The 12,856-nt window shown below is 66.8% G+C and carries 9 protein-coding genes; 4 read left to right on the top strand and 5 right to left on the bottom strand.

What is annotated here, in order from left to right:
• Nucleotide 1: 1 nt before the first annotated feature.
• The 4 genes from EAO27_RS07595 to EAO27_RS07610 all read right to left on the bottom strand — a co-directional run bounded on the left by EAO27_RS07595 (nucleotide 2) and on the right by EAO27_RS07610 (nucleotide 6,583).
• Nucleotides 2-1,465 (bottom strand): amidohydrolase, encoded by a 1,464-nt coding sequence (locus EAO27_RS07595; RefSeq protein WP_242779115.1) that lies wholly within the window; start codon nucleotides 1,463-1,465, stop codon nucleotides 2-4.
• A gap of 86 nt (nucleotides 1,466-1,551) precedes the next feature.
• On the bottom strand, nucleotides 1,552-4,635 hold the full coding sequence (locus EAO27_RS07600; RefSeq protein ID WP_242779118.1) for a TonB-dependent receptor: 3,084 nt from the start codon (nucleotides 4,633-4,635) through the stop codon (nucleotides 1,552-1,554).
• A gap of 197 nt (nucleotides 4,636-4,832) precedes the next feature.
• A complete protein-coding gene (locus EAO27_RS07605; RefSeq protein ID WP_242779121.1) occupies nucleotides 4,833-5,294 on the bottom strand; it encodes a RidA family protein in 462 nt (153 codons plus the stop codon).
• Between the two features lie 2 nt (nucleotides 5,295-5,296).
• A complete protein-coding gene (locus EAO27_RS07610) occupies nucleotides 5,297-6,583 on the bottom strand; it encodes a dicarboxylate/amino acid:cation symporter (protein ID WP_242779124.1) in 1,287 nt (428 codons plus the stop codon).
• 198 nt (nucleotides 6,584-6,781) lie between these two features.
• Here EAO27_RS07610 and EAO27_RS07615 point away from each other — a divergent pair, with 198 nt between their 5' ends.
• The 4 genes from EAO27_RS07615 (at nucleotide 6,782) to EAO27_RS07630 (ending at nucleotide 12,292) form a co-directional block, all read left to right on the top strand.
• Entirely contained in the window at nucleotides 6,782-8,587 is a 1,806-nt protein-coding gene (locus EAO27_RS07615; RefSeq protein ID WP_242779127.1) for a CIA30 family protein, read from the top strand.
• Nucleotides 8,588-8,923: 336 nt separating this feature from the next.
• Nucleotides 8,924-9,874 carry an MBL fold metallo-hydrolase gene (locus tag EAO27_RS07620; protein WP_242780491.1) on the top strand — a complete coding sequence of 317 codons (951 nt, stop codon included), beginning with the start codon at nucleotides 8,924-8,926 and terminating at the stop codon, nucleotides 9,872-9,874.
• A gap of 31 nt (nucleotides 9,875-9,905) precedes the next feature.
• Nucleotides 9,906-11,486, top strand: a complete 1,581-nt coding sequence (locus EAO27_RS07625; RefSeq protein WP_242779130.1) for a bifunctional protein tyrosine phosphatase family protein/NAD(P)/FAD-dependent oxidoreductase — start codon at nucleotides 9,906-9,908, stop codon at nucleotides 11,484-11,486.
• Complete coding sequence (locus EAO27_RS07630) at nucleotides 11,483-12,292, top strand: sulfite exporter TauE/SafE family protein (RefSeq protein WP_242779135.1); 810 nt, start codon at nucleotides 11,483-11,485, stop codon at nucleotides 12,290-12,292. The genes EAO27_RS07625 and EAO27_RS07630 overlap by 4 nt, the downstream gene beginning before the upstream one ends.
• Nucleotides 12,293-12,495: 203 nt before the next feature.
• Here EAO27_RS07630 and EAO27_RS07635 read toward each other — a convergent pair whose 3' ends face one another.
• Nucleotides 12,496-12,840 carry a RidA family protein gene (locus EAO27_RS07635; RefSeq protein ID WP_242779138.1) on the bottom strand — a complete coding sequence of 115 codons (345 nt, stop codon included), beginning with the start codon at nucleotides 12,838-12,840 and terminating at the stop codon, nucleotides 12,496-12,498.
• Between the last annotated feature and the right edge of the window lie 16 nt (nucleotides 12,841-12,856).

Raw genomic sequence — 12,856 nt, forward strand, 5'->3', positions numbered from 1 at the left:
CTCATTCCTCCCCGACCGGCTGGCCGATTTCGAAGTCGCTCCTGTAGCGGGTGGCGGGATCGCTCGTGTCGAGGACGAGCGCGCCGTCGATGAAAACCTTTTCGGCGATCGCATAGACGCTGAACGGATTTTTGCTCCACAGCACGACGTCGGCCATCTTGCCGGGCTCGAGCGAGCCGGTCCTGTCGGCGATTCCCATGATCTTCGCGGGATTGATGGTGATCCACTTGATCGCCTCTTCCTGCGGGATGTCGATGCCCGCGCGGCGTCCGGCGGCGATCGCGACCGCGCTCTCGACGTTGAGGCGCTGGATCAGACGCTGTTCGTCCGAATGGATCGCGACGCAGACCCCCGCCTTGCTCAGGATCGCGGCGTTTTCCTCGATCGCGTCATAGGCCTCCATCTTGAAGCCCCAGCGCGTCGCCCAGGTCGCAACGCAGACATCGTCGGCGACGAGCAGGTCGGCGATCTTGTACGCCTCGACAGCATGGTGGAAGGCGCGCGTCTTGTAACCGAACTCGTGGCCGACATCGAGCATCACCGCCATCTCGTCGGCGCGGTAACAATGGTTCTGGACGAGGATGTCGCCCTTCAGCACGCCCGCGAGCGTTTCGAGCCCAAGGTCGCGCTTGGGTGCCTCGGCCGCCTCGCCCCGCGCGCGCTTTTTCTCATAGGCATCGATCTTGCGGCCATATTCGGCGGCGTCGATCCATGCGCGGCGAAAGCCCGCGACTTCGCCCATCCGCGTCGCCGGCGCGCGGCCGCGGCTGCCGTAGCGACCCTTCGGATTTTCACCGCAAGCCATCTTGAGGGTGTAGGGCGCGCCGGGAAACTTCATCTGCTGGACGGTGACCGCGGGGACATTCTTCACGCTCACCCCGCGCCCGCCGAAAAGATTGGCCGAACCGGGGAGGATAAGCAGGCTGGTCACGCCGCCGGCGCGCGCCTTGGTGAAGACGGGATCCTGCGGCCATACCGAATGCTCGGCCCAGACATGCGCGGTGTAGGGATCGATATTCTCGTTGCCGTCGGCATGCCCCTGAACGCCGGGCGCCGCGAAGACGCCGAGATGCGAATGCGCGTCGATAATCCCGGGCGTGACCCATTTGCCGCGGCCGTCGATGATGCGCGCGCCATCGGGGGCCGCGATGTCGGGGCCGACTGCGACGATCTTGCCGGCCGCCATCAGCACGGTCCCGTTGTCGATCCGCGTTCCCGTCCCGGTGAGGATCGAGGCGCCGACGATCGCGGTGTCGGCCGCGGGGCGCGGCTGGTACGTGCTCGCGAAAGACACGGGCGCGGGGGCTGCGGTCGGCTGCGGAGCGGGCGGCGTGTCGGATGGCCGCGCCGATGAGGCGGCCGCCGAACAGCCGGCGAGCAGCGCCAGCGACGCGCCGAGAAGCAGGGGCCGCGCCGTGTGGCGGCGGAGCGGGCGGAAGGATGTCTCAGGATGCTGTCGTGTCACGCCGGAATCACCTTGTGCGGGAACGATGGGAAGGGCGGCAATCCGGCCGCCGCGCGGGATTGCGCGGCGGCCGGACGGGAGAGCGGTCAGAAATTCTTCTTCACGCTCGCGTACCAGTAGCGGGGGTTCGGCGAATAGAGCGAGCCCATATAGCCGAAGGCGCTCGAATCGAGCGGCGGCCGCGCGTTGGTGATGTTGCGCACCCCGACCCGAAGCTGGGTTCCGTCGGTGAACCCGCCCTTCAGATCATACTGCAGGTAGAGATTGCCCGTGGTGTACGCCTTGAGCAGGAGGTTTTCGCCGTTCACCGAGATGTCGTTGTCGAGAACGCTGCCCGTGTAGCTCACGAAACCACCCGCGGTGAACTGGTCGAGCTTCCAGGTGAGCGAGGCCGAACCGCGCCATTTCGGAAGTCCGTCCTGGCGGATCAGGCTGCCGCCTTCGGGAATGATCGTGTCGATGTTGATCGTTCCCGCCGCGCGTGCATCGAGCAGGGTCTGGATGTCGGGCGAGGCGTCGCGGAAATATTTGAGCAGATAGGCGGCGTTGGCGCTGAAGTCGAAGGTGCCGATGCCGGTATCGCGCACCGAGAGATTGAAGCCGAAGTCGATGCCGCGCACCGTCTGGGGTTCGAGGTTGCGATAGATGTCGTCGACATACTGGACCTGACCCACCGGATCGATCCCGGTGCCCGCGAAGAGGTCGATATCGTCCGCGGTCGGCGCGAGGCGAACGACATTGGGATCGGTCGAACCCTGGAGGCGTTGGAGATAGTCGTTGATGAGAGCATTGCCCTCGCCATAGATTCCGACGATGCCCTTCTGCTTCACCTGCCAGTAATCGACCGTGAAGGTCGTGCGGACGGTACCGCTGTTGAAGACCGGCGGCTGGAGCACGGTGCCGACGGTGAAGGTCGTCGAGGTTTCGGGCTTGAGGTCGGGGTTGCCGGCGCGTCGGCCCGTGGTCACGAAACTGCGCGAACAGTCGCCGAAGCGCGCGATCCGGCCCGCACGCAGGTCGGCCTCGCAGCGGATATAGTCGGTGCGCGTGTTGCCTCGCGTAATGACCGTAGCATTGGTCTGCTCGAGGTTGGGAGCGCGAAAGCCCTGCGCCCACGAACCGCGGATGCGCCAGCCTTCGAACAGGTCCCACGCGGCGGCGATCTTGGGCTTCGCGATGCTGCCGAAGTCCGAATAATGTTCGTAACGCCCGGCGAGCTGGAGTTCGAGGCTGCGGATCAGCGGGATTTCCATCTCGGGGGCGATCAGCGGCACGGCGAACTCGGCATAGGCCGCGAAGACGGTGCGCGAGCCCTTGGTGTCGGGGGTCGGGCTGACGCCGAAGAGGTCGCTGTCCTGAACGATCCCGGCCACCGTGTCGGTCCACTTGATCGTCCCGTCGACGCGCTCGTCGCGGTCGTCGAGCTGCGTGTCGCGGCGCACTTCGCCGCCGATCGCCATGCCGACATTGCCGGCCGGAAGCGCGAAGAGGTCGGCTTTCGACGCCTTGAAATCCCACATCGCGAGCGTCGCCTTGCCCCGGCGCACGCTCTTGATGCGGATCGCGTCGAGTGCGGCCTGGTTGCTCGGGTTGGTGTCGATGCCGGTGGGGTCGGCGGGGTTGCCGCCGTTGAACGGATTATAGGCATCGGGGGTCGAAAGCGCGAGATTCTGCTGGAGCAGTGTGGCGCTGATCCCGTCCTGGACGTCGCGCACGCTCGCCTCCGAATAGACGGCGGCGGTTTCCCAGTCGAAGCCGAGCGCCTCGCCGCGCAGACCGAGCACCGCGCGGAACTGGCGATTGGTCACGTCGACGATCGTCGGCCCCATGTCGGTGAAGCGGTAATTGGTCATCGTCACGGGAAGGCCCGCGGCGGGGGCATCGATTCCGGCGAGCCGGTTCGGGTTGACGCTGCCGTTCGCGAAGGTGACCGGGCCGAAGGGGTTCCAGTAATTGGATGCCGGGATCGACATGCGGATCGAACCGATGGTGAAGACGCTGTCCTGCACGCTGCGCGTCTTGCCGTAATAATAGCCGGCCTCGCCGAACAGGGTCAGGCCGTCGCTGAGGTCGTAATGCCCGCTGGCGAACAGGTTGACGCGGTCGAGCTTGGGCGAGATCGAGATCGGATAATTGGCCTGCGCGTCCCAGCGCGTGTTGCGGTCGGCACCGGTGGTCGCGCGCGTACCGTCGTCGATGCAGATGTCGGCGGTGAGTGCCGCCGAGCAGCCGCCGTTCGCCGTCGGCTGGATCGAGAAAACGCCGGCGTTGGTCGTGATATTGGCGGTGCCGCGACGGACGCGCACGCCGGTCGTGAAATCGCCCCAGGGCGAGAGCGTATTGCGGTCGTCGAGCGCGTTGTTGCCCGCGAAGACGGTGCCCGCGAAATCGGGGAAGTTGCGGTGGTCGCCGGTCGCGGTGAAATCCTGATCCTGCGAGGTCAGTGCGGTACGGCGCGTGTAGTTGAAGAGGAGCGAAATATTGCCGCGATTCTCGGCGAGGTCCTTGCCGAGGTAGCCGGAGGCGTTGAATTCGCGCAGACCCGTGCCCTCACCGCCGCCATATTGCAGCGACAGGCTGCCGCCGTCGATATTGTCGCGCAGCACGGTGTTGACGACGCCCGCGACCGCATCGGTTCCATAGAGCGCCGCCGCACCATCGCGCAGCACTTCGACGCGTTGGACGCCGTAAACGGGAATCGCGTTGGTGTTATAGGTGATGACGGGGGCGAGCGAGGCGCTCGCCTGGCTGCCGGGATGCTGGACGACGCGGCGGCCGTTGAGCAGCACCAGCGTATTGCCGACGCCGAGCCCGCGCAGGTCGACCGAGCCGATGTCGCCGCGCGCGAAGTTGCTGCTCGTCTGGCCGTTGCTGCTGTTGAACGAGACATCACCCATCTGGGGGATCGAGCGGAAGAGGTCGTCGCCCGAAACCGCGGCGGTCGCCGCGATCTCGCTTTCGCCGACCACGGTGACGGGGAGCGCTTCGGTGATTTTCGAACCGGCGATGCGGCTTCCGGTCACGACGATTTCGGACTCGGCCGGATCGCCCGCGGCGGCTCCACTCGCAGACGCGCCGTCCTGCGCGAAAGCGGGACCGGCGCCGGCGAGGCAGAGCGACGAGGATGCGAGCAGCAAGGCCCGGTGAAGCGGCAATTTCTCAATAAGCATGCGTGTGTCCCCTAGTTGTCGACCCTGTGTCGTCCTCCATGCGAGCGGATGGATCGTTGACGCCCATCTCGATTCGCTCTGACGCAACGGCGGTTGAAATCCCCATCAGGAATCGGCAGAAAATTTCAACTGTCTGCGCAGCAAGGCAATTTTATGTGGGGGAGCCCATAGCAGCCTTACCGAGATTGTCTATCGATTTAATCGACAATTTCAATCGTCGCATCGACTTCCACCGCGAAGTTGAAGGGCAGGCGGTAGACGCCGATTGCCGAACGGGCATGCCGTCCGGCGTCGCCGAACACGTCGACGATGAGGTCCGAACAGCCGTTCATTACCGTCGGGATGTCGAAGAACTGCGGTCCCGCCTGAACATAGCCGCCAAGCCGCAGGACGCGGACCCGGTCGAGTTCACCGCCAGTGGCGGCCCTGAACTGGGCGACGAGATTGATCGCGCAGAGCCGGGCGGCGACAATCGCGTCGGCGATGCTGCAATCGACCCCGACCGTGCCTTTGATCCCGCCGCCCGCATGGGTCGACAATTGTCCCGAAACCTGGATGATGTTGCCTGCTCGCGTGGCCGAAACATAGTTGGCGACCGGCGGACAGAGCTGGGGGAGCTCGATACCGAGACTGGCGAGACGGCTTTCGATACGCGACATGATCACTCCTTTGTTGCGTATGAGGGGAGCTGGTCGGCGGGTGTTGGGGCGTCGGCGGCATCGCCATCCGCCATGCGCCGGCCTTCCCAGCGGTCGATGACCGCGGCGGCGACCGAATTGCCGACGACGTTGGTTGCCGAGCGACCCATGTCGAGCAAGTGATCGACCGCGAGGATCAGGAGCAGCCCGGCTTCGGGGAGCTTGAAATAGGCGAGCGTCGCCGAAATCACGACCAGCGAGGCGCGTGGCACCCCCGCCATGCCCTTGGACGTAACCATGAGCAGGAGGAGCATCGTGACCTGCTGGCCGATGCTCATGTCGATGCCATAGGCCTGCGCGATGAACAGCACGGCAAAGGTGCAATACATCATCGAGCCGTCGAGGTTGAAGCTGTAGCCGAGCGGCAGAACGAAGGAGACGATGCGGCGGTTGACGCCCTGCTTTTCGAGCTCTTCCATCGTTCTGGGATAGGCGGCTTCCGAACTCGCTGTCGAAAAGGCGAGAAGCACGGGGGTGCGAATGCCGCGGAACAGGCCAAAGGCGCGCGCGCCGATGATTGCCAGTGCGGCAAGAAACAGCACGAGCCAGAGGACGCCGAGCGAGAGATAGAAACCGCTCACGAAACCGGCGTAGGTGACGAGAACGCCGGGCCCCTGCGTCGCGACGGTCGAGGCGAGCGCGGCGAAGATCGCGAGCGGCGCGGTCTTCATCACATAGCCGGTGACCTTGAGCATGATCGCGGCGACCTGCTCGACCAAGGCGAGAACCGCCGGTGCCTTGTCGTCGATCGCGGCGACCGCCGAGCCGACGAGCACGGAGAAGACGACGATCTGCAAGATCTCGTTCTCGGCCATGGCCTGGACGATCGATTGCGGAATGAGGTGGGTGACAAACTGTTTGAGCGAAAAGTCGCCGGTCGCCACCACGCCCTCGGCGCCGGTCGTCGGCAGGTCGAGCGCAAGGCCCGCGCCGGGCTGGAGCAGATGAACCATGACGAGGCCAATAGAAAGCGAGACGATCGACGCGCCGATGAACCAGCCCATCGTCTTCGCGCCGACGCGGCCGATTGCGGCGGCGTCCTCCATATGCGCGATGCCCGCAACGAGCGTCGCAAAGACGAGCGGCGCGATGATCATCTTGATGAGGCGGAGGAAGAGGTCGGTGAGGATCGAGAGATTGTCGGCAATGTCGGCCGCCTTGGCTGCGGGGAAATGCGCGTTGACGAACCAGCCTGCGGCGATGCCTGCGACCATGGCGAAGATGAGGATGAAGGCGAAGGCTCTGTTCATGTCTGTCCCGTTCCCGCTTCGCCCCGGCGGGGGGCGTACAGGATGCAGAGACGTAAGGGCTGCGAGGTTCCGCAGCAGCAATGCGGTCGACAAGCCCATTTTGTTGCGACATGGCGGGCGCAGTCCGACAATGGTGGGGTAAGCCGCCGCGGCTGCGTCACAGCGATGCAGGGACAATCAGCTGAGGAGAAGAGCGACGTGGCCAGGTTTCGGAAGATGCTCGTGGCGGGAACCGCAATCGTCGCCGGACTGGGCTGGGCAGGCCCGTCGGTGCTCGCGAAGTCAGGCCACGACGTCGTTGCAATCACCGGGGCGACGATCTTCGACGCGACCGGCAGGGCGCCATTCCGCGGGACCGTGATCGTGCGCGGCGGACGGATCGAGGCGGTCGGCGCCGATGTGAAGGTCCCGTCGGGCGCGACGGTCGTTCGCGCCGACGGCAAGGCATTGCTGCCGGGCTTCATCGACGTCCACACCCACTGGTCGCCCGCGGGTTCGCCGGGCACGTTGCCCCAGATCGCCAACGCCTATCTCGACAGCGGGGTCACCACGGTCAATGATTTCCATCAGCAGCCCGAGGCTTTCGCGCCGCGCCGCGCCTGGCTCGCCGACCTTTATGCGCCGCACGTCAATTTCGTCGCGCGGATGAGTACGCCCGGGGGGCATGGCGCCGACTGGGGCGACACCAACACCACCAAATGGGTTGCGACCGCCGAGAGCGCGCGGCGCGAGGTGCTGGCGCTACAGCCCTACAAGCCCGATTATATCAAGGCCTTTGCCGACGGCTGGCGCTACGGCCAATTGCCCGAAGAAACCTCGATGAATGTCGAGACGCTCGCCGCGCTCGCCGACGAAGCGCACAAGCATGGCCAGCGCGTCCTCACTCACACGGTGACGGTCGAGCGTGGCAAGCTTGCGGCGCAGGCGGGTGTCGACGTGATCGCGCACAGCATCCAGGACGGGGTGCTCGGCGACGAGGCGGTAGCCGAGATCAGGAAGGCCGGCACTTTCTACGCGCCAACGCTCGCGATTTACCAGCTGAAGCCCGACGAGATGGGGCCGGGGCGCAAGGATGACGCGGCGACACGGTTGCGTATCCGCAAATATGGCTACGCCGAGGAGAATGTCCGTAAGCTGGCCGCTGCCGGCGTCCCGATCGCGGTCGGTACCGATGCCGGGATCGGCGGTGCCAAGCATGGGATATCGACCCTGCAGGAAATGGAACTGCTCGTCGCGGCCGGGCTGACGCCCAAAGCGGCGCTGCTCGCGGGCACCTCGAACAGCGCGCTCGCGCTAGGACTGCTCGGCGATCGCGGCACGATCGAGACGGGCAAGCGCGCCGACCTTATCCTCATCGATGGCACGCCATGGGAGGCGATCGGCGATGTTCGCAAGATCGACCGGGTGTTCGTCGACGGCAAGCTCGTGCGCGGCGGCGGCGTCAAGCTGCCGGCGGGTAATCTCGCGACGGCGCTGCCCGCGACACCTGCGGCGCCGCTGATCGACGATTTCGAACGCGCCGATGGCCGCAGCAGCCTCGACACGCTGCGGCTTGTCGACATGGATGGCGGGGTCGAGCGGTCGCAGGTGGTGACCAACCGCGTTGCCCATGCGGACGGCGGAGGCAGCGCGCTCGCCTTCGCTGCGCAGATGTCGCTGAAGGACCTGCCCGAGGGCGGCGTTATCGTGCCGCTCAGCCGCGGTTCGGTGCGCGCCGTCGACGCGCGCCGCTTCGCCGGCGTTCGCCTCGATATGCGCGGTGCGGGCCGCTACCTCGTCGTCGTCAACACGCTCGCGGGCGAATGGACCGCTCCTGTCGAGGCGAAGGAGGGCTGGTCCGAACTGCGCGTGCCCTTCACGGCGCTGGTGCCGACACGGTCGGGGCGTGCGGGCGCCCCCGTTCCCGCATGGCGCGGCGACGATCTCGTACAGGTCGGTGTCGTCGTCCAGCGCGTGGCGGGCGCAAGTGCCTGGGGCGAAATCGACAATCTCGGCTTCTACTGAGGCGGAGTTCCCTCGCACCACCCGCGCCGAGCCTTCGTCCCGCAGCGTGCCCGGTTTGAAACCGGCGCGGGCGCCTTCGCCACGGCATCTCCAGGAGCCGGCCGGAGCGCCGGCGGTCACGCGCGGGCTCGGGACAGGCGCGCAGTCGCCGGCGGCGGGAGGGAAAATGGCCGAACGAATGAAAAAGCTGGTGGGGGTCGCTCGTCATGCTGCGTCTTAGCCGATGAGGGTAAACCTTCCGGGCCGAAACACGGGCCGGCCCTTGCCCCAAAGGAGCCGCTGCCTGCCATGGCCGAAATATTATCTTCCCCGTCGGCGCAACCGGCCGCGCAGGCGATGGACCTGCGGACCGAGGACGCGGGCCGCGCAGGCGGCGATGCTGCGCTAGCGGCGGCGACCGCGCAGCTCGCCGCGGTGCAGCGCGGGGCCACGGCGATTCGCGCCTTTTTCGATCCCGCCACCTCGACGATCAGCTATGTCGTCCATGATCGTTCGACGATGCGCGGTGCGGTGATCGACAGCGTGCTCGACTATGACGCGGCGGCGGGGCGGACTTCGACGCGCTCCGCCGGCGCGATCGCCGACTATGTGCGCGGCGAGGGCATCGCGATCGACTGGCTGCTCGAAACCCACGCGCACGCCGATCATCTCTCGGCGGCGCCATGGCTCCGGGAGGCCGTCGGCGGTCGGGTGGCGATCGGCGAACATATCCGCGACGTGCAGGCGGTGTTCGGCGGGATATTCAACGCCGAGACCGACTTCCGCCGCGACGGTTCCGACTTCGACCGGCTCTGGTCCGACGGCGACTGCTTCGCGATCGGCGATCTCCCCGTCACGGTGCTCCATGTCCCGGGCCACACGCCGGCCTGCGTCGCCTATGTCATCGGCGACGTGGTCTTCGTCGGCGATACGATGTTCATGCCCGACTATGGCTCGGCGCGCGCCGATTTCCCCGGCGGCGACGCCCGCACGCTCTTTCGCTCGCTGCGCCGCATTCTCGAACTGCCCGGCGAAACCCCGCTCTTCATGTGCCACGACTATCTGACGGCGGAACGCAATGAGCACGCCTGGGAGACGACGGTGGCCGCGCAGCGTACCGCGAACGTCCACGCCCGCGACGGCATTACGGAGGAAGACTTCGTCGCCCGCCGCCGCGCCCGCGATGCCGGGCTCGCCATGCCGCAGCTGCTCCTGCCGTCGGTCCAGGTCAACATGCGTGCGGGACGCTTTCCGCCCGCCGAGTGCAACGGCGTCGTCTATCTCAAAATCCCCGTCGACCGGCTTTGAAGGCCGGGTGCCACTTGCGAACGGAGAAGCCATGACCATGAAGACCCTGACCGCGACGCTTCGCGTATCGCCGCAGATCGCGCCATCCGACATCGCCGCTATTGCGGCCTCGGGCGTCCGATCGATTGTCTGCAACCGTCCCGACGGCGAGGAGGCGGGCCAGCCCGCGGCGTCCTCGATCGCGGCGGCGGCCGCGGCGCACGGCCTCCGCTTCGTCCATATCCCGGTGGTCCCGGGAACGATCGGCGAGCGCGACGCCGCCGCGATGGCGCGCGCGCTCGCCGAGCTTCCGGCGCCCGTTCTTGCCTATTGCCGTTCGGGCGCGCGGTCCGAACGGCTCGCCGCCATGGCGGCGGCGCTCGGCAAGGACGGCGATGCATCCGCGTGGGATATCGTCGTGGTCGGCGGCGGCAGCGCGGGGATCGCCGCCGCGGCCAGCATTCTCCGGCGGCGCCCGGGCGTCCGTCTCGCGATCGTCGAACCCAGCGAGGATCATTATTACCAGCCGGGCTGGACGATGGTCGGCGGCGGCATCTTCACGCCCGGGGCCACGCGGCGGGCCGAGGCAGGGCTGATTCCCGCGGGGGCCGAATGGATACGCGCCGCGGCGGCGGCTTTCGACCCCGTGAACGACCGCGTCATTCTCGCCGATGGCCGGGCTGTGTCCTACCGCGTCCTTGTCGTCTGCCCGGGTCTCAAGATCGACTGGGAGGCGATTCCGGGGCTTTCCGGCGCGCTCGGCACCGGCGGTGTGACCTCGAACTACCGCTACGACCTCGCGCCTTATACCGACCGGCTGGTGCGCCGTTTCCGTGGCGGCCGTGCCCTGTTCACCCAGCCGCCGATGCCGATCAAATGCGCCGGGGCGCCGCAAAAGGCGATGTATCTCGCGTGCCACCGCTGGGAGCGCGAAGGACGGCTCGGCAAGGCCGAGGTCCAGTTCCATGCGGCGACCCCGGCGCTGTTCGGGGTCGCCGCCTATGTTCCGGCGCTCGAGGCCTATATCGCGCGCTACGGCATCGACTTGCAGCTCCAGTCGCGGCTCGTGTCGATCGACGGCGCCGCGAAGGTTGCGATCTTCGAGCAGAGCCGCGGCGACGAGATGCGCCGTGTCGAGGAGCGGTTCGACATGATCCACGTCGTGCCGCCGCAGGTCGCGCCCGATTTTGTCGCCGCGAGCCCGCTCGCCGCGCCCTCGGGCTTCGTCGCGGTCGACGAGACGACGCTCCGCCATCCGGTGCACGACAATGTGTTCGCGCTCGGCGATGTGGCGGCGACCACCAATGCCAAGACGGCGGCGGCGGCGCGCAAGCAGGCACCCGTGGTGGCGCTCAACGCGCTTGCCGCGCTCGACGGCGCGCCGCCGGTCGCGGCCTATGACGGCTATGGCAGCTGTCCGCTGACGGTCGAAGCCGGCAGGATCGTGCTCGCCGAGTTCGGCTATGGCGGAAAATTGCTTCCGACCTTCCCCAAATGGCTGATCGAAGGGACGCGCCCGTCGCGCCTGTCCTGGCTGCTCAAGGAGAAGATCCTGCCGCCCGTTTACTGGCATGGCATGCTGCGCGGGCGTGAATGGCTTGCGACGCCGCGGATGGCAGGCGAGGGCGGGTGACGCTCGATACCGTCCAATATCTGCTCGGCGCGCTGTCGGGCGGGGTCGTTGGCTTCACATTGGGGCTCGTCGGCGGCGGAGGATCGATCCTTGCCGTTCCGTTGATGGTCTATCTCGTGGGGGTGGCGAGCCCGCACGTCGCGATCGGGACAAGCGCGCTCGCGGTCGCCGCGAACGCCGCATCGGGGCTTGCGCAGCATGCGCGCGCGGGAACGGTAAAGTGGCGCTGCGGCTTCCTCTATGCGAGCAGCGGTGTCGTCGGCGCGCTCGCGGGATCGACACTCGGCAAGGCGATCGACGGCCAGAAACTGCTTTTCCTGTTCGCGCTGCTGATGCTCGTCGTCGGCGCGCTGATGCTGCGCGGGCGACATAATTCGGGGGTCGAGGGCGCCGCCTGCAATCGCCAAAATGCGCCGACGGTGCTGGGCTACGGGCTCGGCACCGGTGGCTTTTCGGGCTTTTTCGGCATCGGCGGGGGCTTCCTGATCGTGCCCGGATTGATCGCATCGACGCGGATGCCGATCCTCAACGCGGTGGGTACGAGTCTCGTCGCGGTCACGGCCTTCGGGCTGACGACGGCATTGAGCTACGCGGCCTCGGGCCTCGTCGACTGGAGGCTCGCCGCGATTTTCATTGTCGGAGGCGTTTTCGGCGGAATGGTGGGCACGCGCGCCGCGCGCCGGCTCTCGTCACGCGGCGGGCTGACGATGATATTCGCGATCCTGATTTTCACGGTGGCGGCCTACATGCTCGTGCGCAGCGCTGGTGCCCTGTTGCCGGGTGTTGCACATTGGACCGGCTCGTAAGCGCGTAGTGATTGTCACGCGCGCCGGGACGGTGTCGTTCGAAGTTCGACCACGGCGTTGCCTGGGCCCGCGTTGCGCAGGACGATGGCGCGGTTCGTGGAGGGCGATCCGGATTAAATCGGGCAGATTTCTGAAGGCCCCCGAACCGTTGCCGTTCGAACGATGGCGGAAACCGGTGTCTTCCGGTCTCCGCCATATTCCCGTCAGCGCGCGGCGATGACGATGATTTCGACCTTGTAGTCGGGCGTTGCCAGTCTGGCTTCACCGGTCGCGCGCGCCGGGGCGTCGCGACCGTCGATCCATTGGTCCCACACCGCGTTCATTTCGGCGAAGTCCGCCATGTCCGCGAGCCAGATCGTCGCCGACAGGATCTTGGCTTTTTCCGAACCGGTTTCGGCCAGCAGCGCTTCGATCTGGCCGAGGATGACCTGCGTCTGCCTGGTGACGCTTTCGCCCGGCGCGCCGACCTGCCCCGCGAGATAGACGGTGTCGCCATGCACGACGGCCTGGCTCATGCGCGGACCGGCCTGGATACGGGTGATGCTCATCGGATTATCCTTTCGT

The sequence above is a fragment of the Sphingopyxis sp. YF1 genome (assembly GCF_022701295.1).
In the GTDB taxonomy this organism is placed as follows: domain Bacteria; phylum Pseudomonadota; class Alphaproteobacteria; order Sphingomonadales; family Sphingomonadaceae; genus Sphingopyxis.

What these genes read in the sequence shown, in the direction of transcription:
- EAO27_RS07620 (WP_242780491.1), top strand. Translation starts at nt 8,924, where the DNA reads ATGGACCTGCGGACCGAGGACGCGGGCCGCGCAGGCGGCGATGCTGCG.
- EAO27_RS07600 (WP_242779118.1), bottom strand. Translation starts at nt 4,635, where the DNA reads ATGCTTATTGAGAAATTGCCGCTTCACCGGGCCTTGCTGCTCGCATCC.
- EAO27_RS07625 (WP_242779130.1), top strand. Translation starts at nt 9,906, where the DNA reads ATGACCATGAAGACCCTGACCGCGACGCTTCGCGTATCGCCGCAGATC.
- EAO27_RS07610 (WP_242779124.1), bottom strand. Translation starts at nt 6,583, where the DNA reads ATGAACAGAGCCTTCGCCTTCATCCTCATCTTCGCCATGGTCGCAGGC.
- EAO27_RS07605 (WP_242779121.1), bottom strand. Translation starts at nt 5,294, where the DNA reads ATGTCGCGTATCGAAAGCCGTCTCGCCAGTCTCGGTATCGAGCTCCCC.
- EAO27_RS07635 (WP_242779138.1), bottom strand. Translation starts at nt 12,840, where the DNA reads ATGAGCATCACCCGTATCCAGGCCGGTCCGCGCATGAGCCAGGCCGTC.